The sequence below is a fragment of the Mesorhizobium sp. WSM4849 genome, from assembly GCF_055811385.1.
The window spans coordinates 66,288-91,299 of the sequence record NZ_JBVVPW010000006.1 but is presented as its reverse complement, the minus strand read 5'-3'; the positions used below and the strand labels follow the sequence as shown (position 1 = coordinate 91,299).

22 protein-coding genes are annotated in these 25,012 nt (G+C 63.1%); 13 read left to right on the top strand and 9 right to left on the bottom strand.

Annotation, left to right across the window (positions count from 1 at the left end):
• The first annotated feature begins 44 nt into the window (after positions 1–44).
• The 8 genes from AC0L3L_RS08220 (at position 45) to AC0L3L_RS08185 (ending at position 8,829) form a co-directional block, all read left to right on the top strand.
• On the top strand, positions 45–2,354 hold the full coding sequence (locus tag AC0L3L_RS08220; RefSeq protein WP_473637206.1) for a putative bifunctional diguanylate cyclase/phosphodiesterase: 2,310 nt from the start codon (positions 45–47) through the stop codon (positions 2,352–2,354).
• Positions 2,355–2,510: 156 nt separating this feature from the next.
• Entirely contained in the window at positions 2,511–3,281 is a 771-nt protein-coding gene (locus tag AC0L3L_RS08215; RefSeq protein WP_473637205.1) for an N-acyl amino acid synthase FeeM domain-containing protein, read from the top strand.
• Positions 3,282–3,411: 130 nt separating this feature from the next.
• Positions 3,412–3,561, top strand: coding sequence for a DUF3096 domain-containing protein (locus AC0L3L_RS08210; RefSeq protein WP_065006071.1), 150 nt, complete (start codon positions 3,412–3,414; stop codon positions 3,559–3,561).
• Positions 3,562–3,748: 187 nt separating this feature from the next.
• Positions 3,749–3,973, top strand: a complete 225-nt coding sequence (locus AC0L3L_RS08205) for an aa3-type cytochrome c oxidase subunit IV (RefSeq protein ID WP_473637204.1) — start codon at positions 3,749–3,751, stop codon at positions 3,971–3,973.
• Between the two features lie 85 nt (positions 3,974–4,058).
• Positions 4,059–5,315, top strand: coding sequence for a Re/Si-specific NAD(P)(+) transhydrogenase subunit alpha (locus AC0L3L_RS08200; RefSeq protein ID WP_473637203.1), 1,257 nt, complete (start codon positions 4,059–4,061; stop codon positions 5,313–5,315).
• Positions 5,315–5,740, top strand: a complete 426-nt coding sequence (locus AC0L3L_RS08195) for a proton-translocating transhydrogenase family protein (RefSeq protein WP_123146347.1) — start codon at positions 5,315–5,317, stop codon at positions 5,738–5,740. Before AC0L3L_RS08200 ends, AC0L3L_RS08195 begins: the two co-directional genes overlap by 1 nt.
• A gap of 6 nt (positions 5,741–5,746) precedes the next feature.
• The gene (locus tag AC0L3L_RS08190) at positions 5,747–7,144 is read left to right on the top strand and encodes an NAD(P)(+) transhydrogenase (Re/Si-specific) subunit beta (protein WP_123146348.1); all 1,398 of its coding nucleotides are present in this window, start codon (positions 5,747–5,749) and stop codon (positions 7,142–7,144) included.
• Between the two features lie 173 nt (positions 7,145–7,317).
• Positions 7,318–8,829, top strand: coding sequence for a hypothetical protein (locus AC0L3L_RS08185; RefSeq protein ID WP_473484264.1), 1,512 nt, complete (start codon positions 7,318–7,320; stop codon positions 8,827–8,829).
• A 60-nt stretch (positions 8,830–8,889) separates the two neighbouring features.
• Here the strand turns inward: AC0L3L_RS08185 and gyrB are convergent, their stop codons facing one another.
• The gene (gene gyrB, locus AC0L3L_RS08180; RefSeq protein WP_473637202.1) at positions 8,890–11,361 is read right to left on the bottom strand and encodes a DNA topoisomerase (ATP-hydrolyzing) subunit B; all 2,472 of its coding nucleotides are present in this window, start codon (positions 11,359–11,361) and stop codon (positions 8,890–8,892) included.
• Here gyrB and AC0L3L_RS08175 point away from each other — a divergent pair.
• Together AC0L3L_RS08175 and AC0L3L_RS08170 are read left to right on the top strand one after the other, a co-directional pair.
• Positions 11,360–11,503, top strand: coding sequence for a hypothetical protein (locus AC0L3L_RS08175; protein WP_473484260.1), 144 nt, complete (start codon positions 11,360–11,362; stop codon positions 11,501–11,503). The genes gyrB and AC0L3L_RS08175 overlap by 2 nt on opposite strands.
• 181 nt (positions 11,504–11,684) lie before the next feature.
• The gene (locus AC0L3L_RS08170) at positions 11,685–13,058 is read left to right on the top strand and encodes a cytochrome P450 (RefSeq protein WP_473637201.1); all 1,374 of its coding nucleotides are present in this window, start codon (positions 11,685–11,687) and stop codon (positions 13,056–13,058) included.
• A 12-nt stretch (positions 13,059–13,070) separates the two neighbouring features.
• On the opposite strand, the gene AC0L3L_RS08165 is transcribed toward AC0L3L_RS08170, so the two are convergent.
• The 7 genes from AC0L3L_RS08165 to AC0L3L_RS08135 all read right to left on the bottom strand — a co-directional run bounded on the left by AC0L3L_RS08165 (position 13,071) and on the right by AC0L3L_RS08135 (position 19,437).
• Positions 13,071–14,045, bottom strand: a complete 975-nt coding sequence (locus tag AC0L3L_RS08165; RefSeq protein WP_473637200.1) for a complex I NDUFA9 subunit family protein — start codon at positions 14,043–14,045, stop codon at positions 13,071–13,073.
• A gap of 117 nt (positions 14,046–14,162) precedes the next feature.
• Positions 14,163–14,615 (bottom strand): DoxX family protein, encoded by a 453-nt coding sequence (locus AC0L3L_RS08160; protein ID WP_473637199.1) that lies wholly within the window; start codon positions 14,613–14,615, stop codon positions 14,163–14,165.
• A gap of 334 nt (positions 14,616–14,949) precedes the next feature.
• Entirely contained in the window at positions 14,950–15,951 is a 1,002-nt protein-coding gene (locus tag AC0L3L_RS08155) for an Ldh family oxidoreductase (RefSeq protein ID WP_473637198.1), read from the bottom strand.
• A 141-nt stretch (positions 15,952–16,092) separates the two neighbouring features.
• The gene (locus AC0L3L_RS08150; RefSeq protein WP_473637197.1) at positions 16,093–16,899 is read right to left on the bottom strand and encodes an ABC transporter permease; all 807 of its coding nucleotides are present in this window, start codon (positions 16,897–16,899) and stop codon (positions 16,093–16,095) included.
• Positions 16,899–17,564: an ABC transporter permease gene (locus AC0L3L_RS08145; protein WP_095494135.1), complete on the bottom strand. Its 666-nt coding sequence runs from the start codon at positions 17,562–17,564 to the stop codon at positions 16,899–16,901. Before AC0L3L_RS08145 ends, AC0L3L_RS08150 begins: the two co-directional genes overlap by 1 nt.
• Before the next feature lie 216 nt (positions 17,565–17,780).
• Positions 17,781–18,575: a transporter substrate-binding domain-containing protein gene (locus tag AC0L3L_RS08140; RefSeq protein WP_095493885.1), complete on the bottom strand. Its 795-nt coding sequence runs from the start codon at positions 18,573–18,575 to the stop codon at positions 17,781–17,783.
• Between the two features lie 49 nt (positions 18,576–18,624).
• Positions 18,625–19,437 (bottom strand): ABC transporter ATP-binding protein, encoded by an 813-nt coding sequence (locus tag AC0L3L_RS08135; RefSeq protein WP_473637311.1) that lies wholly within the window; start codon positions 19,435–19,437, stop codon positions 18,625–18,627.
• Positions 19,438–19,655: 218 nt separating this feature from the next.
• Here AC0L3L_RS08135 and AC0L3L_RS08130 point away from each other — a divergent pair, with 218 nt between their 5' ends.
• The 3 genes from AC0L3L_RS08130 (at position 19,656) to AC0L3L_RS08120 (ending at position 22,953) form a co-directional block, all read left to right on the top strand.
• The gene (locus tag AC0L3L_RS08130) at positions 19,656–20,504 is read left to right on the top strand and encodes a dimethylarginine dimethylaminohydrolase family protein (RefSeq protein WP_473637196.1); all 849 of its coding nucleotides are present in this window, start codon (positions 19,656–19,658) and stop codon (positions 20,502–20,504) included.
• On the top strand, positions 20,501–22,081 hold the full coding sequence (locus AC0L3L_RS08125) for a 5-guanidino-2-oxopentanoate decarboxylase (protein WP_473637195.1): 1,581 nt from the start codon (positions 20,501–20,503) through the stop codon (positions 22,079–22,081). Before AC0L3L_RS08130 ends, AC0L3L_RS08125 begins: the two co-directional genes overlap by 4 nt.
• A gap of 164 nt (positions 22,082–22,245) precedes the next feature.
• Positions 22,246–22,953, top strand: coding sequence for an SDR family NAD(P)-dependent oxidoreductase (locus AC0L3L_RS08120; protein WP_473637194.1), 708 nt, complete (start codon positions 22,246–22,248; stop codon positions 22,951–22,953).
• 171 nt (positions 22,954–23,124) lie between these two features.
• Here AC0L3L_RS08120 and rpsA read toward each other — a convergent pair whose 3' ends face one another.
• Positions 23,125–24,822, bottom strand: a complete 1,698-nt coding sequence (gene rpsA, locus AC0L3L_RS08115; RefSeq protein ID WP_123146359.1) for a 30S ribosomal protein S1 — start codon at positions 24,820–24,822, stop codon at positions 23,125–23,127.
• Positions 24,823–25,012: the final 190 nt, after the last annotated feature.

Below are 25,012 nucleotides of genomic sequence, written 5' to 3'. Positions count from 1 at the left end.
GGCGGTTGTGACATGACTGCGGTTCGCGCGACACCCGCAAGGTCATGAACATAGATCGACCCGACGACATATCCGAGGACGTATACGTTGGCTTCGTTCGCTCGCTGTTTCGCGACGCAGGCATCTTGCTCGTTGGCGCCTTCACGCAAGGCGCTATGGGCCTGCTCGTGTACTGGAAAACGTCTGCGGCAATCTATCTCGCGCTCGCCATCCTGATGGTTGCCGCTAGCATCGGCCGTTATCTTGCGATCCGGAGGGTCAGTCCCGACACCATCGTCACCTACGAATCCGCGCTTGCCTGGGAACGCTACTACATTGTTGCCGGGACGATTCATGGGTCGGCGGTCGGACTTTTCGCGTTCGTATGCCTCTACGTGGTTCCGGACCTGTTTGGCGAGATTGCAGCGGTGTCGCTGGTGTTGGCAAGCACCATCACCATCGCCGGCCGCAATTTCGGCTCCCGAAGGATGGTCGCCATCCTGTCCGTGTCCGTGGTCGCGCCGATTGCGGTCGGCCTGATGCTGAAGGGCGACGTCTACAACGTCATTCTGGGCCTCTTTGTCATCCCGTTCATGTTCACCATCAACAAGATGGCGCATCTTGTGCGAAAGGTGCTGTTTACAGCAATCAGCGAAGAAAAGAAGGCGAACCGCATCGCCCAGCGCTTCAATCGCGCCCTGAACACCATGTCGCATGGCCTTGTCATGCTCGGCCCCGACGGCCGGGTAGCGGTGGCCAATGCCGAAGCCGCGCATCTGATGTCGCTCAAGTCGCCCGACGCGCTGCTCGGGCGATCGATCCACGGTCTGCTGATGCGCGGCGTTGCCGGCGGCATGCTGGCGCCGAAAGACTGCCGCTACATCGAAGCCCAGCTTACGCGCGCCCTGCGCGAGGGCCGCGATCGCAAGGTTCTCGTCTCGCTTGCGAACGGTCAGCACTATGAGTTCTCGGCGCGCGAAGGCAGCCAGGAACTGGGTGTCATCACCTTCGAGGATGTGACGGCCCGCGTCGAGGCGGAAGACAAGATCCGCTTCATGGCGCGTTACGACAGCCTCACCGGCCTGCCCAACCGCGCCTATTTCCAAGAGCTGATCGGAGAGGCGATGGCATCCGGCGACCTCGAGCGTCTCTGCGGGCTCGCCGTGCTCGACCTCGACGATTTCAAGAGCGTCAACGACACGCTTGGCCACCCGGTCGGCGATGGATTGATCTACGCCGTCGCTGAACGGCTGGCGGCGGTCGCCGGACCAGGCATCACCGTCAGCCGTTTCGGTGGCGACGAGTTCATGATCTTCTTCGACCGCGTCGAGGACGAGACCCATCTGATCAGCCAAATCGACGAGATTTTCATTGACCTGCAGGGCGAGGTCGACGTCGCCGGTCATGGACTGCGCATCCAGGCCAGCGGTGGCGCGGTGCTGTCGCGGGTCAGGGACACCGATGTCGCCGCCATGATCCTCAAGGCGGACCTCGCGCTATACAAGGCCAAGGAACTCGGCAAGAACACTTGGCGGTTATTCCAGGCATCCATGGATGCGGCATTTCGCGACCGTCAGCTGATGAAGGCGGATCTGCGCACTGCGGTGGAAAGCAAGGGGTTGCGGGTGGTCTATCAGCCGATCGTCGCGATGAGCACGATGCGGATCGCCAGTTGCGAGGCGCTGTGTCGTTGGGATCACCCCGATCTCGGACCGATCTCGCCCAGCATCTTCATTCCGCTGGCCGAAGAAATGGGCATCATTTCCGAGATCAGCACCTTTGTCCTGCAGGCGGCATGCGCCGAATGCGTCAAATGGCCCGACCCGACCAGCGTCTCGGTCAACCTTTCGGCCAAGGATTTCCGCAGCAGTGGCATCGTCCAGAAAGTCCGTGAGGCGCTCGCCGGTTCCGGCCTCGCCGCCGGCCGCCTGGAAATCGAAGTCACCGAGACCGCGCTTCTCGACGACAAATCGCTGACGCGTGAGTATATCGAGGAGTTGAAACGGCTTGGCGTGCGCATTGCGCTAGACGACTTCGGCACAGGCTATTCGAGCTTGAGCTATCTCCACAAGCTGCCGCTCGACAAGGTCAAGATTGACCGCTCGTTCCTGATGGACGTCACCCAGAACCCGAGTTCGCTCGCGCTGTTGAAGGGCGTGGTCGAACTGATCAGGGTTCTCGGTCTCAACGTAACTATCGAGGGCGTTGAGACTTACGAGCAGCTCAAGATTCTGACGCATTCTATCAAACCGGATATGGTCCAGGGCTTTTTGTTTGGTTCAGCGCTGACAGCGTCCGGCATCGGAACGATGGCTACCACGGTCTGGCCATTCGCCATCGATAAAAAGCCTGCGGGCAAACGTGCGCTTAGCTGATTTCCGCGCTTCATTTTCGACCAACTCGACCAGACGTGCCGCGCGGCGGCAAGTTAAGGTTAATATTAGGTAAACGACGTCGATTGGATTTCCACCTTTTATGCCGCGACCGCACGCGATAGGTTTGCAGTGAAGATGGCAGAAGGGAATTGTATTGTGGCGGTATCCGAAGGGGTTGTTCATGTGGATGACCGACCGACCGACCTCAGCGGGATGTCTTCCTTCTCGCGCAATGTTTCGACCCTTCTTGAGCGCGTGGAATACAGGCGCTGCGAAAGCGGTGAAGACATGGAGGCGATTTACCGGCTTCGCTACAAGGCTTACCGGCTGAACGGCTTTCTGCCTGAATCCAGCGACCAGATGATGACGGATGCGCTCGACGACACGCCGAACTGTTATCGCTTTGGTGTCTTCGTCGACAATTCCCTTGTGTGTACGCTCCGTATTCATCATCTGACACCGAACGAACCTTACGCGCCCGCAATGACCAGATTCGGCGATCTGCTTCATCCGCGCCTGCTTCGCGGCGAATCCTTCATCAATCCGACGCTTCTGGCAGCCGACCCGGACTTCATATCGATGCATCGTGCCCTGCCTTACGTTACGTTGCGGCTAGCACTTATTGCCAGCATCCGCTTCCACGTGACTGCCTGTCTCGGCGTGATCCGCAAGGAACACACGGCTTTCTACCAGCGGATTTTCGGTGCCGTGCAAGTGGGGCAACCGAGAGACTATCCTCCATTCACCGTTCCCGTGGTACTCTATGACGCGAACTACGAGATCAATTTGGAGCGGGTACTCCAGCGTTTCCCCTTCTTTCGGTCGACGCCGATGGAGCAACGCATGCTGTTTGAGACACCTAGTGCTGGTGAACTCGCGCCGCTGACCATCCTGCCGACCGCCAAATATTTTCGCGAAGCCGCCTGACATTGGCAATTGTGCATCGCGGCCTTGGAGCTTTCAGGTCGCTTCGGCGTTCTGGAAGACGCGCCGGTGGCGCGCGGACGACGTCAATCTGCATCGCTTCGGCGGCAATTTCTATCGAGAGGAACCTGACATGACCATTTCCACGCTCGCACTCACTCCGCTGATCTCGCTGATTGCCGGCGTGCTGATCCTGGTGATGCCGCGGCTCCTCAACTACATCGTCGCGCTCTATCTGATCGTCGTCGGCCTGCTTGGGCTGTTTCCGCAGCTGGCCGGCTGATGTGACAAGCCTCAGCCGCAAGGAAGCGCAAGGCGGCAGCCACGGTCACCTCAGGAACATCCTCCTGCATCCGGCGGCTTCAACTTTCCTGTGAGGCTGTTGTCTCCGGCGATGCGGCAATAGCGCCATTGCCCTCGGCCTGGCTTTTCGCTATGTGCCTGAAAGATGTCTTCGAAGGGGTATTCCTATGGCTGATCACTCGCCGACCGGTCCTGTCGAACTGGGCGCGAAGATGGACTATGCCGAGCACGACCGCACCTATGTCGGATTCCTCAGGCTGGCGAAATACGGATCGCTCTTTTGCCTCGCCGTGCTTCTGGCAATGGCTTTCGGCTTCTTTGCGGGCGGCTTCTTCTCGGGATTTGTCCTGTTCGCACTGATCCTCGCCGTCGGCGCTTTCATTCTCCGGTAAATTCTTCAAAACCCCTTGCCCGTGACATCGCCGGAAATCCGGCCGGCGTCCTGCGCAGACAGGTTCCAGCCGAAAGGATCATGCGGTGGGACAGACGGTTTTCATCCCTCGTGAGCTCGATGCGAACGAGCCGCGCGTTGCTGCCTCGCCCGACACGGTGAAGCGGCTGGCGGGGCTGGGATTCGCCGTGATCGTCGAAAGCGGCGCTGGCACGGCATCGCGCATTCCCGACGAGGAGTTCGCCAAGACCGGCGCTGTGATCGGTAAGGTCGGCGATGTCGCCAAGGCCGATGTGGTGCTGAAGGTTCGCCGGCCTGATGAGGCGGAGCTGAAGGCCTATCGCCCGGGCACTGCCGTCATCGCCATCATGGATCCCTATGGCAACGATCCTGCCGTCGATGCTCTGGCAACTGCCGGCGTCACCGCCTTCTCGATGGAGTTCATGCCGCGCATCACGCGCGCCCAATCCATGGATGTCCTGTCCAGCCAGGCGAACCTCGCCGGCTATCAGGCAGTGATCGACGCGGCTGCCGAATATGACCGAGCGCTGCCGATGATGATGACGGCCGCGGGCACGGTGCCGGCGGCGAAAGCCTTCATCATGGGCGTCGGCGTCGCCGGCCTGCAGGCAATTGCGACGGCAAGACGTCTTGGCGCTGTGGTCACTGCCACCGATGTGCGCCCCGCTGCCAAGGAACAGGTTGCCTCGCTGGGCGCAAAGTTCCTGGCGGTCGAGGATGAGGAGTTCAAGGCGGCCGAGACGGCTGGCGGCTACGCCAAGGAAATGTCTAGGGAATACCAGGCCAAGCAAGCTGCGCTGACCGCCGAGCACATCGCCAAGCAGGACATTGTCATCACCACGGCGCTGATTCCTGGCCGTCCGGCGCCGAAGCTGGTTTCGGCCGCGATGGTCGCCTCGATGAAGCCGGGCTCGGTGATCGTCGATCTCGCGGTCGAACGCGGCGGCAATGTCGAAGGCGCTGTGCCCGGGCAGGTGGTGACCACGGCCAACGGGGTAAAAATCGTCGGCCATCTCAACGTGCCGGGCCGCGTCGCGGCCTCCGCCTCGCTGCTCTATGCCAGGAACCTCTTTGCGTTCCTCGAGACGCTGGTCGACAAGACCACGAAGACGCTGGCCATCAACCGCGACGATGATCTGGTCAAGGCGACGATGCTGACCGATGGCGGCCAGGTCGTGCATCCGGCCTTCGCCGGCAAGCCGGCGGTGATGATCGCCTCGGCTGAACCTGCGAAGCCCGTTGCCGCGAAGAAACCGACTGCGCCAAAGAAAGCTGCCGCACTCAAGAGATCTGCCGCTGCCAAGCCGAAAGGGATCGCGTGATGGACCAGACCTTGCAGAAAGCCCTCGACCAGCTCGACCAGGCGACCGCCGCCGTCCGGCTCGCGGTGCAGGATCTGGCCACCGCTCCAGGCGGCACCGATGCGGCAGCCGACGCCGCGCACGCGCTGTCCGGCGGGGCGATCGATCCGTTCGTCTTCCGCTTCGCTATTTTCGTCTTGGCGATCTTCGTTGGCTATTACGTCGTCTGGTCGGTGACGCCGGCGCTGCATACGCCGCTGATGGCCGTCACCAACGCCATTTCCTCGGTCATCGTCGTCGGCGCGCTGCTTGCCGTCGGCATCTCGGCGTCCGGCATCGCCACCGGCTTCGGTTTCGTCGCGCTGATGCTGGTCTCGGTCAATATCTTCGGCGGCTTTCTCGTCACCCAGCGCATGCTGGCCATGTACAAGAAGAAGGACAGGTAGAGCGACATGAACGCCAACTTCGCCTCCTTCCTCTATCTGGTCTCCGGCATCCTGTTCATCCTGGCGTTGCGCGGCCTGTCGCACCCGACCACCAGCCGCCAGGGCAACATGTACGGCATGATCGGCATGGGCATCGCCATTGTCACCACGCTGGCGCTGGCGACCCCTTCGGCGGGAGGCTTTGGCCTCATCGTGCTCGGTCTGCTGATCGGCGGCTCGGTGGGCGCGGTCACCGCACGGCGCATCGCCATGACCTCGATGCCGCAGCTGGTCGCCGCCTTCCACTCGCTCGTCGGCCTTGCCGCCGTCATGGTGGCGGCTGCCGCCGTCTATGCGCCGGAAAGTTTCGGCATCGGCACGGCAGCCGACATCCACGCCCAGGCGCTGATCGAGATGAGCCTCGGCGTCGCCATCGGCGCCATCACCTTCACCGGCTCGGTCATCGCCTTCCTCAAGCTCGATGGCCGCATGTCGGGCAAGCCGATCATGATCGGCGGCCGTCACTTCATCAACGCGGCCCTCGGCATCGCGCTGATCGTGCTGATCGTGCTGCTGGTCACCACCGAGTCCAAGCTGGTGTTCTGGCTGATCGTTGCGGCATCGCTTGTCCTTGGCGTCCTGCTCATCATCCCGATCGGCGGGGCCGACATGCCGGTGGTCGTCTCGATGCTGAATTCCTATTCGGGTTGGGCGGCTGCGGCACTCGGCTTCACGCTCGGCAATCTGGCGTTGATCATCACCGGCGCGCTGGTCGGCTCGTCCGGCGCGATCCTGTCCTACATCATGTGCAAGGGCATGAACCGGTCATTCATCTCGGTCATCCTCGGCGGCTTCGGCGGCGAGACTTTCGCCACCGCCGACGACGGCATCGAGCGCACGGTCAAGCAGGGTTCGGCCGACGATGCCGCCTATCTGATGATGAACGCGCAGAAAGTCATCATCGTGCCAGGCTACGGCATGGCGGTCGCCCAGGCACAGCACGCGCTGCGCGAGATGGCCGACAAGCTCAAGGCCGCCGGCGTCGACGTCAAATACGCCATTCATCCGGTCGCCGGCCGCATGCCCGGCCACATGAACGTGCTCTTGGCCGAAGCCAACGTGCCTTACGACGAAGTGTTCGAACTCGAGGACATCAACTCCGAATTCGCGCAGGCCGACGTCGCCTATGTCATCGGTGCCAACGACGTCACCAACCCGTCCGCGCGGGACGACAAGAGCTCCCCTATTTTCGGCATGCCGATCCTCGATGTCGACAAGGCCCGCACCTGCCTGTTCGTCAAGCGCTCGCTCGGCTCCGGCTATGCCGGCATCGACAACACGCTGTTCTACAAGGACGGTACCATGATGCTGCTCGGCGACGCCAAGAAGATGACCGAAGAGATCGTCAAGGCCTTGGACCACTGATCCGGGTTAGCGGCGCCGGTACACCGCCAGTTGCTCGAAACCAAAAGTCTGGCTCCGCGCCGGGCTGTTTCTTGGCCCTGAGCATCCGGCCTGGAGCGTCTTTGCTCTCACCCCGGTTTCAGAGCTACGATGGGCAAATTCTGTTCCGGGATTTGTCACCAACGGAGGCACTGGTGTCCGACCCTCATCCTGTTGCGTCGCCGGCCAAGACCAGTCCGCCGGCCTCCGGAAAGGCCCCGCGCAAGCTCAGCCAGGCCGTGGTGATCGTGCATGGCATGGGCGAACAGCGGCCCATGGGCACGCTGAGGGAATTTGTTCAGGCGGTCTGGAGTCATGATCCCGCCCGCGCGCCGTTTTATGCCCGTGTCACTGATCCGGCCGACCCCGACGGCGAGAAGATCAACCAGAGCTGGATCACGCCTGACAGCCGGACGAACTCGCACGAGCTTCGCCGGATCACCACCCCTTACGATATCGATGGCCGCCGCACCGACTTCTACGAGCTTTACTGGGCCGACATTACGCAGGGCACAACGCGGGGCCGGCTTGCGGCCTGGGTAACGAATCTGCTTTGGCGCAAGCCCGCCGACATCCCGCGCGATGCCCGCGGGCTGTATGTCGTCACGCTTCTGGCCGTCACAATAGTCCTGTGCGCAGCGCTCCTGCTCGCGACGTCGGCATCGCAAGGGTATATTTCCTGGACCACGGGTACGCTCGTCACGATCCTGGCTTCGTTCGTCATCTGGTTGGTGGACCGGTTTGGCCTTCCTTATTTCGGCGACGTGGCCGCCTATGTACGTGCTGAAGCGGCAACGGTCGAGAAGCGCGCGCTTGTCCGCGACCGTGGTCTGACGCTGCTGAGGCGTCTCATGATGGACGATGGCTACGATCGGATCGTGCTGGTCTCACACAGCCTGGGATCGATCATCGCCTATGATCTGCTGCAGATATTGTGGGCCGATTTCAGGCCCCGAAAGCTGGAAGCCGTCCGCGACAAGGCGAGACTGAAAGCGATCCGCGCCGTCGACGAGGCCACGCTCCACGCCGATGGTTCTGCGTGGCCCGACGGCTTGGATGATTTTTCCGGATTCCGCCGCGCCCAATGGGAGCTCTATCGGCAGCTTCGCACCAGGGACGCCGATCATCCATTGCCATGGAAGATCAGCGATTTCGTCACGCTCGGCAGTCCGCTGACCCACAGCGAATTTCTGGTGACCTACAACCTCGCCGAATTCAGGCGCGGCATCGCTGAGCGGCTGTTCTCGGCATGTCCGCCGATTGCCGAGACGGCGGCCGGTGGAACCGTCCTCTATCAGGAAGGGCGCAGCCGTTCGGGCAAACCACAGCGGGCGGTGCATCATGGTGCAGTGTTTGCTGCGACGCGTTGGACCAACATCTTCGACAGGGGCAATGGCTGGCTGACGGGCGACCCGATCTCCGGGCCGATGGCGGAAAACTTCGGCCCCGGCGTGGACAACATCCAGGTCGAGCTGTGCGGTTCGCTTGGCCGCATCTTCACGCACACGCTCTACTGGTCGCTGAAGACGACCGGCGTCGAGGTCGCCGCAGCCGCCGGCACGCCGCCGCGCTCGCATATTGGCGTGCTGCGCGACGCCGTCGACCTCGGTCGCAAACTGGAGCCAAGTCAGGCGGTGCCGACGATAGGCCGCACAGAAACGACCTGAAGCATAAAAAACGCGCGCCGGGAGCACGCCAACACCTCAAATACCCTGATTGATTGGGCCTCAGATATCCAGATTGGCGACCGACAGCGCATTGTCCTGGATGAACTCGCGTCTAGGCTCAACTTCGTCGCCCATCAGCCGTGAGAATAGACTGTCCGCATCGGTGGCATCGGTGACCTTGACCTGCAGCAGCGAGCGCACATTCGGGTCGAGCGTGGTTTCCCAGAGCTGTTCGGCGTTCATCTCGCCGAGGCCCTTGTAGCGCTGCATGGTCAGGCCCTTGCGACCGGTGGCAAACACGGCGTTGAGCAGCGCCAGCGGTCCCGAGATGGTTTCCGACACATCCTTGCGGCGCAGCAGCGGCGGCTCGCCATAGACTTCCGCGAGGCGCGGCGCATAGCGGTCGAGCTGGCGGGCGTCGGCCGAATTGATCAGCGCGAGATCGAGATGCGCGAACTCCTTGACGCTGCGCACTGTGCGCTCGAACACATAGCCGCCGATGCCTTCGTTCGAGGTCGACATGCGGCCGGTCCAGCCGCGTTCGGTGTCCTCGGCAATGATGTCGAGGCGCCGGGCGACACGCTCAGCCATGGCGTTGGCCCGGCCGAGATCGGCGAACAACTCAGGGTTGAGTGCGCCGGCGATCGCCGCCTGCTCGACCACGCCCCGGTTATAGCGCGTGTGCAGCCCGTTGATGAGCTGGCGCACCGCCAGCGCATCGTCGATGGCGCTGCGCAGGTCCTGTCCGGCCCGCACCTCGCCGGTGCTGAGCGCAAGCGACGCCTCCTCCAGCCCCGAGCCGATCAGGAATTCCTCGAAGGCGCTTTCGTCCTTGAGGTATTGCGAACTCTTGCCGCGCGTCACCTTGTAGAGCGGCGGCTGGGCGATATAGAGATGGCCGCGCTCGATCAGTTCCGGCATCTGCCGGAAGAAGAAGGTGAGCAGCAAGGTGCGGATGTGGGCGCCATCGACGTCGGCGTCGGTCATCAGGATGATCTTGTGATAGCGCAATTTGTCGGCGTTGAACTCGTCCTTGCCGATCGAGGTGCCGAGCGCGGTGATCAGCGTACCTATCATGTCGGAGCCGAGCATGCGATCGAAGCGGGCCCGCTCGACATTGAGGATCTTGCCGCGCAGCGGAAGTATGGCCTGGTTCTGGCGCGAACGGCCGCCCTTGGCCGAGCCGCCGGCGCTGTCGCCCTCGACGATGAAGATTTCGGACTTCGCCGGATCGCGTTCCTGACAGTCGGCCAGCTTGCCGGGCAGCGAGGTGACGCCGAGCGAGCTCTTGCGGGTGATGTCGCGCGCCTTGCGCGCGGCTTCGCGCGCCGCTGCCGCCTGGATGACCTTGTCGATGACCACCTTGCCCTCGGTCGGGTGCTCTTCGAGCCAGGTGCCGAGCGCTTCGTTGACGAGTCCTTCCACCACCGGGCGAACTTCGGACGAGACCAGCTTGTCCTTGGTCTGCGACGAGAATTTCGGATCGGGAACCTTGACCGACAACACCGCCGTCAGCCCCTCGCGGCAATCGTCGCCGATCAGCGCCACCTTCTCCTTCTTGGTGAGGCCCGAGGATTCGCCATAGCCGGTTATCTGGCGCGTCAGCGCGCCGCGGAAACCGGCAAGATGCGTGCCGCCGTCGCGCTGCGGAATGTTGTTGGTGAAGGCCAGCACGTTCTCGTGGTAGCTGTCGTTCCACCACATGGCGACTTCGACGGTGATGCCGTCGCGCTCGGCTTTGATCGCAATCGGCTTGTCGATCAGCGGTTTCTTGACGCGATCGAGAAATTTGACGAACTCCTCCAGTCCGCCATCATAGTGCAACTCATGACGCACGACGTCGGCATGGCGGGCATCGGTCAGAATGATGCGCACTCCGGAATTCAGGAAGGCGAGTTCGCGCAGCCGGTGCTCCAGCGTGCCGAAGTCGAATTCGACCATTGTGAACGTTTCGGCCGACGGAAAGAACGTGATCTCGCTGCCGCTGCGTCCGTCATAGGTGCCGGCAACCTTGCGCTGTTCGTAGGTGCCGGTGACCCTTAGCGGCGCGTCGGAATTGCCGTGCGTGAAGCTCATCTCGTAGATCTGGCCGTTACGGCGGATCTTCAGCTTCAGCCAGGCCGAAAGCGCATTGACCACCGAGACGCCGACGCCGTGCAGGCCGCCAGACACCTTGTAGGAATTCTGGTCGAACTTGCCGCCGGCATGCAGCTGCGTCATGATCACTTCGGCCGCCGAGATGCCTTCGCCGGTGTGGATATCGGTCGGAATGCCGCGGCCATTGTCGATGACCGTCACCGAACCGTCGGGGTTGAGCGTCACGGTGACGAGGTCGGCATGGCCGGCCAGCGCCTCGTCGATGGCGTTGTCGACGACCTCGTAGACCATGTGATGCAGGCCCGAGCCGTCGTCGGTATCGCCGATATACATGCCAGGCCGCTTGCGGACGGCGTCCAACCCCTTCAAAACTTTGATGGAATCGGCGCCGTACTCGGCCTCAGCGCCGTTGGCGTTGTCGATCTGATCGCTCATGAAAACCTGTCTGATTGATGCCGCACATCCAGCGCAAAAAACCGGCTCCGAATCGCGCGTCCTTGATGTCCAAGATATAGGTGCAAAAGGCGGTTTTTCCAAGATTTGCAAGCATTTCCGAATGGAAGAAGAGCGCGCCTGACCGGCCAGGGCATCGGACCCAAAAAGTGGAGCCGGACTTGGAACAGAGCGGCGGCAACAACAGAGGGCCGACCTGTTCCGACGATCAGGCACTTTCCAGTGCCCGGTCACATTCCGGAGAGCCGGCGACATGGACGCTTGCCTTGCCAGCCACTACATTGAGGTGACCAGCGGAGCACGCCATGGACAGTCAGCCCGCCCCCTTCGTCCCGCCGGCGCCGAAGCCGCGTACGTCGCCGCCGTCGACGCTCGAGATGATCCGCATCGTCTATCGCAACCCGCTCGAACTGTGGGGCGAGCCGACCTACAACCAGCCCTGGATATCGGTGACCGGCATCGGCGGGCCGCTGGTCATCGCCAACGACCCCGGCCTCATTCGCCACGTGCTGGTCGACAATGCCAAAAATTACAAGATGGCGACGGTGCGCCAGATGATCCTGCGGCCGATCCTGCGCGACGGCCTGCTGACCGCCGAGGGTGAGGTCTGGAGGCGCTCGCGCAAGGCGATGGCGCCGGTGTTCACGCCGCGCCACATATTTGGTTTTGCCGAGCCGATGCTGAGGCGCACGCGGGAGTTCGTCACGCGCTATGAGGGCGGCGGCACGTCGGACATCGCCCACGACATGACGCTGCTTACTTTTGATATCTTGGCCGAGACGCTGTTTTCCGGCGAGATATCAGGCGAGCCGGGCAGCTTCGCCAAGGAGATCGACCGACTGTTCGAGACCATGGGCCGGGTTGATCCGCTCGACCTGTTGCGGGCGCCCGACTGGCTGCCGCGCCTGACCCGCATCCGCGGCCGCAAGACCATGGCTTATTTCCGCAAGATCGTAACCGACACAGTCAAGATGCGCGAAGAGCGGCTCAAGCGCGATCCGGACAAGGTGCCGCAGGATTTTCTCACGCTTTTGCTCAAGGCGGAGGGACCGGACGGGCTGACACGCGCCGAGGTCGAGGACAACATCATCACCTTCATCGGCGCCGGTCACGAGACCACGGCGCGGGCACTTGGCTGGACGCTCTACTGCCTGGCCGAAGCGCCTTGGGAGCGCGAAAAGATCGAGCGCGAGATCGACGCCGTGCTGGCGCGAGAACCCGACCCGACAAAGTGGCTCGACGCCATGCCGTTCACCCGCGCCGCCTTCGACGAGGCGCTTAGGCTCTACCCGCCGGCGCCGTCGATCAACCGCGAGCCGATCGAGCCCGAAATCTGGAACGGCCTCTATATACCGAGGCGCGCCGCGGTGCTGGTCATGCCCTGGGTTGTCCATCGCCACCGCAAGCTGTGGGACCGGCCTGACGCCTTCATGCCGGAACGCTTTCATCCGGGAAATCGCGAAAAAATCGACCGCTTCCAGTATTTGCCGTTCGGCGCCGGCCCTCGCGTCTGCATCGGCGCCAGCTTTGCCATGCAGGAGGCGATCATCGCGCTGGCCATCATGCTGTCACGTTTCCGCTTCGACACCACCGCCGAGACCAAACCGTGGCCGGTGCAGAAACTGACGACGCAACCGCGGGGCGGCCTGCCGATGCAGGTTACGCGACGCCTTCAGTGAGCGTCTGATTGGCTAGGCCGCCGTCTTTCGCTGGAACTGGCCCGCGGCGCGGTAGCGCCAGAGATAGCTCGGCAGGATGCTGCCGATCGACTGCGGTTGGATGCCGAGGCCGGCGAGCGTCCTATTTTCCCTGATGGCCGCTTCCGATACGATGTTGTGCTCGCGCAGCTGCAGGACCTGATCCTTGGTCAGCAGCGGATTGGGCAAAAGCCCGAGAATCGATGCCTGCATGTTGGCCACCCACCACGGTACCGACACCAGAAGCCGCTCGCGGTCGATCATGGCAAGCATTTCCTGCATGCATTCCTTGAAGGTCAGCACCTGCGGTCCGCCAAGCTCGTAGATCCGACCGCCCTCGACTTTGCCGTCGACCGAGCGCGCCACCGCCTCGGCGACGTCGCCGACGTAGACCGGCTGGAATTTGGTCTGCCCGCCGCCGATCAGCGGCAGGACCGGCGAATAGCGCGCCATGCTGGCGAAGCGGTTGAAGAAGCTGTCCTCCGGCCCGAAATTGATCGATGGCCGCAAGATGACGGTATCGCTAATCGTTTCCAGGACCGCTTTTTCACCGAGCGCCTTGGTGCGTGCATAGTCCGATTGCGCGTTCAGATCGGCGCCCAGCGCCGAGATATGGGTGAGGCCGGCGCCGACGGCGCGCGCCGCTTCGGCGACCGCGCGTGCGCCGAACTCGTGGACGGAGGTGAATTTCTGCCGACCGCTCTCATGCAGGATGGCCACCAGGTTGACGACATGGTCGGCGCCCTGCACGGCGCGGTCGACCGACCAACGCACGCGAACATTGGCCTGCACCGGCTGAATCTGGCCGACATTGCCCAGCGGCTGCAGATGGCCGGCGAGATCGGGCCGGCGGCAGGCGACCCTGATGCGATAGCCGCGCCTGGCCAGCGCCCGCACGACGTGGCGGCCGACAAAGCCGGAGCCGCCGAACACGACGACGAGCTTTGGGGTCTGCAGGATTTCGGTCATTGCTGGCTCCGGCGCAGTTTCCAGATTTACTGGTGCTTGGCTGAAGCAGTTTCATAGTCGGTTTCGCGCCAAAGGCAAAGGGCGACGATAAGTCGCCAACGCCCTTGTTTGACCGCGTCAGAAGGCCCTGCCGATGCGTGCGTCGACCGATTGGCGGTTGCCGCCGCGAATGACGAAGAAGAACAGGATCGCCGCCCACAGCAGCGATTTTTCGGCGCCCGAAAAGCCCTCGCCCATGGTGACCCAGTGGAACCAGACCGTGACCAGAAGCACGAACATTCCGGCGAAGGCGGCCGGGCGGGTCAAGAGGCCTATTGCGATGAAAATGCCGCCGAAGAACTCGGTGCATGCCAAGAGCAGGGACCAAAATGCGCCCGGATAGAAGCCGAGGCCTTCGACCATCTCGGCGGCGCCAAACGGATCGGTGATCTTATGCGAGCCATAGACGGTGAGGAAGATGCCGGCCACGGCACGCAGGATGGTTTCGGAGGCGGTGTTCAACGCCGCATAGAGGCCGCCAAGGGCCGGGACGAAAAGGCTTCTGCTGGAATTGTCGGTGCCTGCGGACATTGGGGCTCCTCTGCTGCTCCGCGCAAACACCCGACCACCTCGGTCAGAGTCAAATGAACAAAAGTTGACCAAAACAGGCATGTTAACTGACCAGATGCGAGAGAACGCAGAAAACCCCGCCGAAGCGGGGTTTTCCGGGTGACTTCCATGGTCGGAGTCAGGGTCCGACGAGGCGGCCTGACCTGAGACGGTATCAGGACGGCATGAGACGCCCGCCCCAGCCCTGGACATTCGACCGGATGTCACCGCCCGGGCAAACCCCACCCCGGACAGGCATTGGTCGCGGCACCGCGCAAAAAGGTTCAACGACGGCGAAAAAATGCAGACAAACTTTTTAGGAAGAGTAGCGCGAGGCGAATTCGGAAATCCGTTGGACCACGGCCTTGGGCGCCGTTATGCCCCGTGCCGCCGCCTTCTCAGCCGCTTCGGCCCGGGCACGGCCGGGCACATGCACGCCGTAGCGGCGGCGCAACCGTTCGAGTTGGTCTTTCATGCGCTTCTCGAAATCCGGATCGAGCAGCTTGGGCTCGACGGCCAGCACGAAGAGGCCGGTTCCGGGACTGTCCGGTCCGCCACTGAACCATGGCGCATCGAGCGACCAGTTGGCGCCCGACAGGCCCGCCGCCAGCACTTCGACCATCAGCGCGATATTGGCGCCGCGTTGGCCGCCGAAGGCAAGCATCGCGCCTTTCATGGCGGCGGCGGGATCGGTGGTCGGGTTGCCGCTCGCGTCCAGTGCCCAGCCTTCGGGAATTTTCTTGCCGTCCTCGGCCGCCTTGCGGATGTTGACGAAGGCAGTGGCGCTCGACGACTGGTCGATCACCAGCGGCGCTCCGTCGGCGGCGGGCGCGGCGAAGGACATTGGGTTGGTACAGTAGACCGGCTTGACCGAGCCCGAGCCGGCAAGCACGGCCGGTCCATTGGTCGCGGCAAAGGACACCAGTCCCTGCGCGGCCAGCCGCCCGGTGAAATAGCCGAGCGCGCCGCATGTATAGGCGTTCCTCTGCGAAAAGATGGCAACGCCGAACAGGCGCGCCGCCTTGGCGAGATCGTCGATCGTGCGGTCGAAACCGGTATGCGCCAGACCGCCGCGCGCATCGGAGAGATAGATTGCCAAAGCCGGCCTGGTGATGACCGGCTCGGCCTTGCCGTCGATGCGGCCGGCCTCCAGCGCTTCGAGATAGTCGATGAAATGCGACAGTCCGACCGTCGACAGACCTTCCGCCTCGGCCGCTACGATGGAGGCTGCGAGCGACTGCGCCGCTTCTTCATTGGCGCCGGCGCCGAGCGCCGCCATCCGGCACAGCCCTGTCGCCTGGTCGAGACTGAGTTGCATTGTAGCGATCCTAGGGGAGTAAGGGAGTAAGGGAGTAAGGGAGTAAGGGAATAGGGGAATAGTGAGCAGTGAATGCGAATAGGATGGAAATGTGTATGTGAATAGTGGCTGGCCCTGCTCCCCTACTCCCCTACTCCCCTATCAACCAATCTTGTTCGGGATCCGCGCCTCGATCTTGCCGAGGGCGAAGACCAGGATGCCGGTGATCGCCATATAGATCAACGCCAGGAGCAGCAAGGGTTCATAGGTGAGGAAAGTGCCCTGCCTCACCTTGGAAGAGACGGCGAATATGTCGATCACGCTGATGGTCGCCACCAGCGGCGTCGATTTCAGCTGCAGCACGGTTTCGCCGGTCAGCGTCGGCAGCGCCCGGTAGAAGGCTTGCGGCAGCCAGATCCGCCGCAGGATCTTCCAGCGGCTCATGCCGAAGGCACGCGCGGCTTCCAACTGTCCTTTCGGCACCCCGGCGAAGGCACCCCGCATGACTTCCCCCTCGTAGCCGGCGAAGGACAAGGTCAGCGCCAGGACGCCATAGGGCCACGCTTGCCTGAGATACGGCCACATCCAGGACTCGCGTACCCATGGGTACTGCGGAAACAGCGAGCCGAGCCCATAGTAGAGCAGCCAGAGTTGCAGCAGCAGTGGCGTTCCCCTGATGACGGTGCAGAAGGCCTTTGCAGGCGCCGCGAGCCAGACGGGGCCGGCAGCCTGCGCCAATCCGAGCGGCACGGCGAGCAGGAAGCCGAGTGTGCAGGTGACGGCGAGGATCCAGAGCGTGCGCCAGATGCCGACAAGCGCCATCTCGTAATATTGCGGCAGCCAGTCCCAGCGCATGAAGAAGGCGGCCGCGAGAACCAGCGCCAGCGCGGTCAGGATCAGCACGATGCGATGCGGCTGCAGCCACAGCGACGCGCGGGCAACGTTGATGATGATCGCTTCGCCAGCCATCAACGCGCCTCCTTGAGGGAGGGCATGCCGCGCCGAGCCCGGAGTTCGATGCGGCCGATGATCAAATTGGAGACCAGCGTCAACAGAAGATAGATCACGCCTGCGGCGAGGAAGAACGTAAGATAGGCTTTGGTTACGCCCGCCGCTTGCCGCGTGGCCAATGTCAGCTCGAAGAAGCCGACGACCGCCAGCAGGGCGGTGTCCTTGGTGGCGATCAGCCAGAGATTGGCAAGGCCAGGTATGGCGAAGGGCAGCATCGCCGGCAGCGTGATGCGTCGCAGAAGGAGGCCGGGAGACATGCCATAGGCGCGCGCGGCTTCGATCTGGCCCTGCGGAATGGCAAGGATCGCGCCACGCATCACCTCGGTCGAATAGGCGCCCTGGACGAATCCGAGCACGGCAATGCCGGCCACCAGCCCGCTGATATCGATGCGCTGATATCCCATTGCCGTCAGCAACTGGTTGATCAAATCGGTGCCGGCATAATAGAGCAGCAGGATCAGCACCAGCTCCGGCACGGCGCGGACGATCGTCGTATAGACCGCCAGCAGATCGCGCACCACGGGCCCGCCGTAGAGCTTGCCATACGCACCGCAAATGCCGATCACGAGGCCGAGACCGAAAGCACCGGCAGCGATCTCGACCGAGTGGAGCAGTCCGACCAGAAGCGTTCCGCCCCAGCCAGGCGGCGTCGGCGAAAGCAGTTCGATGATGCGGGCCACAGAGGCCGGAAGAAATGCGTCGATCAGCGTCGCCCCCGAATTGCTGGCGCCAATACCGCCGGCGATGCCGTCAGCGGAAAGCTCGCATGGGTAGAGTTCGACGAAGCCACACGGCGCGCTGTCTGCGCCGCGTGGTTATTCGCTCAGGGATGCACGCCGTCAGTTCGACTGTGTGTCGTCGCCATAGATGTCGAAATCGAAGTATTTCTTCGAAATCTCGTCATATTTGCCGTTGGCACGGATCGCCTTGATGCCGGCGTTGATCTTCTCCTTCAGCTCGGTGTCTTCCTTGCGGACACCGGCGCCGACGCCGGGCCCGAGGATTGCCAGATCCGGCGCGACCGTGCCCTTCATATCGCAGCATTGCTTGCCCTGATCCGATTTCAGGAAGGCATCGAGCGCGATGGAATCGGCCTGCACCGCATCGAGACGGCCGGCGGCAAGATCCTGATTGGCTTCGTCCTGGGTCTGGTATTCCTTGATCTCCGCCGCTTCGGTGAAGTGCTTCTTGACGTAGTCGGCATGCACGGTCGAGACTTGCACGCCGATGATCTTGCCCTTGAGATCTTCCGGGGTGGCGCCGAACTTCTGGTCCTTCGGCCCGATAATGGCGGTCGGGGTGTTGTAATATTTGTCGGAGAAGTCGATCGTCTTCTTGCGCTCGTCGGTGATCGACATGGAGCTGGCGATCACATCGATCTTCTTGGTCGTCAGCGCTGGGATGATGCCGTCCCAGGCAACCGGGGTGATAACGCAATCGAGCTTCTGCTCGGCGCAGACCGCGTCGATGAATTCGATTTCCCAGCCGACCCATTTGCCGGAAGCATCCGGCGAGGTGAACGGCGGATAGGGTTCGGCAGCGACACCGATCTTGACCGGCTCGGCCTTGGCGATGCCCATCGCAGCGACACCGAGCAATAGCGCTGCGGCCAATGTCTTAAGGACGGTGTTCATTTCAATAACTCCCAGTTTGTTGTTGTTCCCGTTTTCCATCCGCCTCGGCTTAACCGATGTTGCGGATGAATTGCTTGAGCCTTTCGGATTTGGGCGCGCCGAAGATCTGCTCCGGCGGCCCTTCTTCCTCGACCAGCCCGTTGTAGAGGTAGACCACATGCGTCGCGACTTCGCGGGCGAACTTCATCTCGTGGGTCACCAGCACCATGGTGCGGCCCTCGCGCGCCAGATCGCCGATCACCTTCAGCACCTCGCCGATCAGTTCCGGGTCGAGCGCCGAGGTCGGCTCGTCGAACAGCATGACGCGCGGATTGATGGCCAGCGCCCGGGCTATAGCCGCGCGCTGCTGCTGGCCGCCCGACAGATAGGCCGGATAGACATCGCGCTTTTCGGCCAGGCCGACGCGGGCGAGCAGCTTTTCGGCCTCGGCGATGGCCACGTCGCGCTTGACGCCCAGAACATGCACCGGAACCTCGATGACGTTCTCGATCAGCGTCATGTGGCTCCACAAATTGAAATTCTGGAAGACCATGCCGAGCCTGGAACGGATGCGCTCGATCTGCTTGCGGTCGGCGGGAACGGTGTGGCCGTGACTGTCGGCCTTCATCCGGATCTCCTCGCCATTGACGCGGACGATTCCGCTGGTCGGGTTCTCCAGGCAATTGATGCAGCGCAGCAGCGTCGACTTGCCCGAGCCGCTGCCGCCGATGATGGCGATGACCTCACCGTCGCGCGCCGACAGCGAAACACCCTTCAGCACATGCAGTTCGCCGAATCTTTTGTGCAGGTTCTCGACATGGATGGCTTCGGCGGCGTCGTTCTGCGCCGTGTACTTCGGGGCGGAGGCCGTGCCTTGCGCTATCACCTTTGGGGTGCCTCACGAAGCGGCTGGACCCGTCGCTGCTGGAATTTTTTACCCATTACCATCACTGGACAGACTTCTCATTCTCAAGATGGACCGTTCCGCTTGCCTCCGTCAACCATGCTTTTTGGACCATTGATCGCGGCTCGCTGAGTGGCTATTGGCTGGATGTGACATTTCAGGAGCACTTGGTGGGTAAAGCATACGGGTCGCAGTCCATGGCAGGGCCCCTGCAGCGCGTGCTGATGCGGTCCGCCGCAAGCGCCATGCCCCGCGCCAGAGCATCGGAATGGCACTATGGCCCGGGCTTCGATCCGCAAAAGGCCGCTGCCCAGTATGAGGCGCTGACGACGCTGGTTTTGGCATCCGGCGCCGAGATCGAATGGCTGACCGACGCCGATGACGGGCTTGCCGATTCCGTCTTCACGCACGATCCTTCGTTGATGACCGACCACGGCGCCATCATCCTTGCCATGGGCAAGGCGCTGCGCCGGGCCGAGCCCGGCCTGCACGAGGCGGCCTACAGGCGCATGGGCGTGCCTATCCTCGGCCGCATCGAGCATCCCGGACAGGTCGAGGGCGGCGATTGCGTCTGGGTGGACTCACGGACGCTGGCCGTCGGCCGCGGCGTGCGCACCAACCAGGACGGCATTCAGCAACTCGCCAACCTGCTCACCCCCAATGGTATCCAGGTCTATGGCTACGACCTGCCGCTCTGGCATGGCGAGGAGGCGTGCCTGCATCTGATGTCGGTGATCAGTCCGCTCGCCGACGATCTGGCGCTGGTCTATGCACCGCTTTTGCCGGCTGCCTTCTACCAGATGCTGCGGGCGCGAGGCACTCGCCTGGTCGAGGGCGACGCTGAGGAGTTCTTCGCCTCCAACGGCCTCAGCCTCAATGTGCTGCCGACCGCGCCGCGCGAGGTGATCGCCGTTGCCGGCTTCCCGAAGACGGCGGCGGCCATGGCGGCCGCCGGCTGCAGGGTTTCGACCTTCGAGGCGGACGCGCTGTGCATCGCCTGCGAGGGCGGACCGACTTGCCTCACACGTCCGGTGCTCAGACAATGACGACAGTCGGCGAAGCGCTCATCACTTTGCTCGAAGCCCATGATGTCGACATGGTCTTCGGCATTCCGGGTGTGCATACGGTAGAACTCTATCGCGGGCTGGCGCGCTCGAAGATCCGCCACGTCACCCCGCGTCACGAGCAGGGCGCCGGCTTCATGGCCGACGGTTATGCGCGCGCCAGCGGCAAGCCTGGCGTCGCCTTCGTCATCACCGGACCGGGACTGACCAACACCATCACCGCCATGGGCCAGGCCCGTGCCGATTCGGTCCCGATGCTGGTGATCTCGGGCGTCAACGCCACGCCGACCCTGGGCAAGGGTCTTGGTCATCTGCACGAACTGCCCGACCAGCGTGGCATGATGGAGAAGGTCGCGCTGTTCTCGCACCGTGTCACCGACGCCGACGAACTGCCAGGCGTGCTTGCCCGCGCCTTCGCCCTGTTTTCGTCATCGCGCCCCGGCCCGGTCCATATCGAGATCCCGACCGATATCATGGTCAAGCCGGCCGATGGCATCGCGGCTTTGCTGGCCAATGTCGCGCCGCCCGAGCCGGGTCCGGCGGCGATAATAGAGGCGGCAAAACTTTGCGCGGCTGCCCGCCGCCTGCTGATCCTTGCCGGCGGCGGCGCCAAGAGAGCCGAAGCGCCGTTGCAGCGCCTTGCCGAAAGGCTGGGGGCGCCGGTTGTCCAGACGGCCAATGCCCGCGGCCTGCTGCATCGCCATCCGCTTGCCGTGCCGGCGAGCCCCAGTCTGAAGGCGGTGCGTGCACTGATGGCCGACGCCGATCTGGTCATTGCCGCCGGCACCGAATTCGGCCCGACCGACTATGATGGGTATGGCGACGGCGGCTTTGTCCTGCCGACCAATCTGATCCGCATCGACATCGGCGCCGACCAGCTTGTCCGCCGGCTGGCCCGGATTTCGATCCAGGCCGATTGCGGCGCAGCACTCGAGGCGCTGCTTGCCGAAATCGGCAAGGGCCAGCCGCCATCGGACGACGGTCCGGCTCGCGCCGCTGCAACAAGGCAGGCGGCCTTCGCCGAAATCAGCCCGGCCCTCCAGGCGCAAACACGCGCCGTCGAGGCGATCCGCGATGCGTTGCCGGGCTCGATTATCGTCGGCGATTCGACCCAGCCGGTCTATGCCGCCAACCTCTATTACGATCACGACCGCCCGGGCGGCTGGTTCAACGCCGCCACCGGCTTCGGCGCGCTGGGCTATGGTCCGCCGGCGGCGATCGGTGCGGCCATCGCCGTGCCCGATGCGCCGGTCGTTTGTCTCACAGGCGACGGTGGTTTCCAGTTCACGCTGCCCGAACTGGGCGCCGCGCTCGACGCCTCGGCGCCGGTGATCTTCGTCGTCTGGAACAATCGCGGCTATCGCGAAATCGAAACCTCGATGCTTGATGTCGGGGTCGAGCCGGTCGGCGTTTCGCCGGCGCCGCCTGACTTCTGCAAGCTGGCCGAAGCCTATGGCATTGCCGCCGAGCGGCTCGCCGGCATCGGTCATCTGGCAGACGCACTCAAGCGCGCGCGGGCGACCGGACTGCCGTATGTCATCGAAATCACTGTCGATTGAGTGCTGTGGCAGCGTCTGCCTGGGGATGCGATCCTCGACTGATGGCCGCCGGCTCGAGGCGCGCAAACGACGCCGCGTCATCGAGATTTCGGTTGAGTGATCGCGCGAAAGGCGCGACCCTTCGGCGGCGGCGCGGCATAAGAGAGTGACTGGAGCGGTCGAAGATGACGGATACACTGGACGGCAGGCATGTTGTGGTGACCGGCGGCACAGGAGCGCTCGGTGGCGCGGTTGTCGGCAAACTGCTGGAGCAGGGCGCGGTCTGCCATGTGCCCAATGCCCATGCCGCCGCGCCCGCGCATTTTCCTTTCCCGGCCCATGAGCGTGTCAGGCTGGCGCACAATGTCGATCTCGCCGACCCCGCCAAGGTCGATGCGTTCTACGCCAGCGTTACGGATTTGTGGGCATCCATCCATCTGGCCGGCGGCTTCACCGCCGCGCCGGTCGAGAAGATCGAGCCCGCGTCCTTTGCCGAAATGATGGACACCAACGCCCGCACCACCTTCCTGTGCTGCCGCGCGGCGATCCGCTCGATGCTGGAATCTTCCGTGTCGGGCCGCATCGTCAATGTCACGGCGCGCGCCGGGCTCGACCTGCGGCGCGGTTCCGGCATGGTCGCCTATGCCGCCGGCAAGGCGGCGGTCGCGGCAATGACGGTGGCGATGGCGGAAGAACTCAAGGGCAAGGGCATCCTGGTCAACGCGGTCGCGCCCTCGACCCTCGACACGCCGGCCAACCGGGCTGACATGCCGGCAGCCGATTTCGGCAAATGGGTCAGCCTCGAAGCGGCCGCTGAGGCCATTGCCTACCTCGCTTCGCCGGCCAATCTGGCGATGAGCGGCACGCTGGTGCCGCTTTACGGCAGGGCCTGATCTATCTTTTTTGTTGAGCGCGGATTTCCCAAAATCGGTTTCCACCCCCGGGGTCAGGCCCGAATGCAGGCTTTGGGTCCGATGCTCTGACCATGGTCAAACAAAAACCCCGCCGGATCGCTCCAGCGGGGTTTTGTTTACAGGCCGCGCGCGAGGCGCGGCGTTGTAGATTTAGCTGCCCTGCTTCTTCAGCGCGGCGCCCAGGATGTCGCCCAGCGAAGCGCCGGAGTCGGTCGAGCCGTACTGGGCGACCGCTTCCTTCTCCTCGGCGATTTCCAGCGCCTTGATCGAGACCTGCAGCTTGCGGGTCTTCTTGTCGAAGGCGATGACGCGGGCGTCGACCTTCTGGCCGACCGTGAAGCGCTCTGGGCGCTGCTCGTCGCGGTCACGGCTGAGGTCGGAGCGCTTGATGAAGGTCTCGATGCCGCTGTCGACCAGCCGCACTTCCAGACCGCCATCCTTGACGCCGGTGACCTCGCAGGTGACGACGGCGTTCTTGCGCAGTTCGCCTGAAGTTGCCGCCTCGCCGGCCGTGTCCTTGGCCAGCTGCTTGATGCCGAGCGAGATGCGCTCCTTGTCGATGTCGACGTCGAGCACCTGCGCCTTGACCATGTCGCCGCGATTGTACTCCTCGATCACCTGCTCGCCCGGACGGGTCCAGTCGAGGTCGGAAAGATGGACCATGCCGTCGACATCGCCTTCGAGGCCGATGAACAGGCCGAACTCGGTCTTGTTCTTGACCTCGCCTTCGACCTGGCTGCCGACCGGATGGCTGCTGGCGAAAGCCTGCCACGGGTTCTCGAGCGTCTGCTTGAGGCCAAGCGAGATGCGGCGCTTGGCCGGATCGACCTCAAGCACCACCACGTCGACTTCCTGCGTCGTCGACAGGATCTTGCCGGGATGCACGTTCTTCTTCGTCCACGACATTTCCGAAACGTGGATGAGGCCCTCGATGCCCGGCTCCAGTTCGACGAACGCGCCGTAGTCGGTGATGTTGGTGACGGTGCCCTTGATCTTTTTGCCGATCGGGAATTTCGTTCCGATCTCGGACCACGGATCGCTCTCGAGCTGCTTCATGCCGAGCGAGATGCGGTGGGTTTCCTGGTTGATGCGGATGATCTGCACCTTGACCGTCTGGCCGATATTGAGGATTTCGGTCGGATGGTTGACGCGGCGCCATGCCATGTCGGTGACATGCAGCAGGCCGTCGATGCCGCCGAGGTCGACGAACGCACCATAGTCGGTGATGTTCTTGACGACGCCTTCGACCACCTGGCCCTCTTCGAGGTTCTGCACGATTTCCGAACGCTGTTCGGCGCGGCTTTCCTCAAGCACGGTGCGGCGCGACACCACGATGTTGCCGCGGCGCCGATCCATCTTGAGGATCTCGAAAGGCTGCGGATTGTGCATCAGCGGCGAGACGTCGCGGATCGGGCGGATGTCGACCTGGCTGCGCGGCAGGAAGGCCACGGCGCCGTCGAGATCGACGGTGAAGCCGCCCTTGACCTGGTTGAAGATGACGCCTTCGACGCGCTCGCCCTTGGTGAACTTCTCTTCGAGACGGACCCAGCTCTCTTCGCGGCGGGCCTTCTCACGGGAAAGCATCGCTTCGCCAAGCGCGTTCTCGATGCGCTCGACATAGACTTCGACCGTGTCGCCGACCTTGAGCGTCGACTCCTTGCCCTTGACGCCGAATTCTTTCAGCGGCACGCGGCCTTCGACCTTGAGGCCGACGTCGATGATTGCCATGTCCTTTTCGATCGCGGTGATCGTGCCCTTGACGACTTGGCCTTCGCCGGAATGGCCGGCGGAAAAAGATTCTTCGAGCAGGCTCGCGAAATCATCGCGAGTGGGATTTGCAACTGACATAGTTTCTCCTGGAATGCCCCGCATCTCAAGCGGGGCGGGCGCCGTGGGTTAGCGTTGCGTTGGCCTGCCGGCGTTCCGGGCTTCAAAAAAGCCCTTGGCCGCCTAAGCGGCAATTCCGGCGCATGAAAAATGCTGGCAGGCTGGTTCGTGCCCGATATGGGGTATCTTTTCGCCGCCGGCAATCGGCAAC

Excerpts from the sequence above, each read along its gene's own strand:
- AC0L3L_RS08220 (WP_473637206.1), top strand. The coding sequence starts at position 45 with ATGAACATAGATCGACCCGACGACATATCCGAGGACGTATACGTTGGC.
- AC0L3L_RS08210 (WP_065006071.1), top strand. The coding sequence starts at position 3,412 with ATGACCATTTCCACGCTCGCACTCACTCCGCTGATCTCGCTGATTGCC.
- AC0L3L_RS08205 (WP_473637204.1), top strand. The coding sequence starts at position 3,749 with ATGGCTGATCACTCGCCGACCGGTCCTGTCGAACTGGGCGCGAAGATG.
- AC0L3L_RS08195 (WP_123146347.1), top strand. The coding sequence starts at position 5,315 with ATGGACCAGACCTTGCAGAAAGCCCTCGACCAGCTCGACCAGGCGACC.
- AC0L3L_RS08190 (WP_123146348.1), top strand. The coding sequence starts at position 5,747 with ATGAACGCCAACTTCGCCTCCTTCCTCTATCTGGTCTCCGGCATCCTG.
- AC0L3L_RS08175 (WP_473484260.1), top strand. The coding sequence starts at position 11,360 with ATGAAAACCTGTCTGATTGATGCCGCACATCCAGCGCAAAAAACCGGC.
- gyrB (WP_473637202.1), bottom strand. The coding sequence starts at position 11,361 with ATGAGCGATCAGATCGACAACGCCAACGGCGCTGAGGCCGAGTACGGC.
- AC0L3L_RS08170 (WP_473637201.1), top strand. The coding sequence starts at position 11,685 with ATGGACAGTCAGCCCGCCCCCTTCGTCCCGCCGGCGCCGAAGCCGCGT.
- AC0L3L_RS08165 (WP_473637200.1), bottom strand. The coding sequence starts at position 14,045 with ATGACCGAAATCCTGCAGACCCCAAAGCTCGTCGTCGTGTTCGGCGGC.
- AC0L3L_RS08160 (WP_473637199.1), bottom strand. The coding sequence starts at position 14,615 with ATGTCCGCAGGCACCGACAATTCCAGCAGAAGCCTTTTCGTCCCGGCC.
- AC0L3L_RS08155 (WP_473637198.1), bottom strand. The coding sequence starts at position 15,951 with ATGCAACTCAGTCTCGACCAGGCGACAGGGCTGTGCCGGATGGCGGCG.
- AC0L3L_RS08150 (WP_473637197.1), bottom strand. The coding sequence starts at position 16,899 with ATGGCTGGCGAAGCGATCATCATCAACGTTGCCCGCGCGTCGCTGTGG.
- AC0L3L_RS08140 (WP_095493885.1), bottom strand. The coding sequence starts at position 18,575 with ATGAACACCGTCCTTAAGACATTGGCCGCAGCGCTATTGCTCGGTGTC.
- AC0L3L_RS08130 (WP_473637196.1), top strand. The coding sequence starts at position 19,656 with ATGGCAGGGCCCCTGCAGCGCGTGCTGATGCGGTCCGCCGCAAGCGCC.
- AC0L3L_RS08125 (WP_473637195.1), top strand. The coding sequence starts at position 20,501 with ATGACGACAGTCGGCGAAGCGCTCATCACTTTGCTCGAAGCCCATGAT.
- AC0L3L_RS08120 (WP_473637194.1), top strand. The coding sequence starts at position 22,246 with ATGACGGATACACTGGACGGCAGGCATGTTGTGGTGACCGGCGGCACA.
- rpsA (WP_123146359.1), bottom strand. The coding sequence starts at position 24,822 with ATGTCAGTTGCAAATCCCACTCGCGATGATTTCGCGAGCCTGCTCGAA.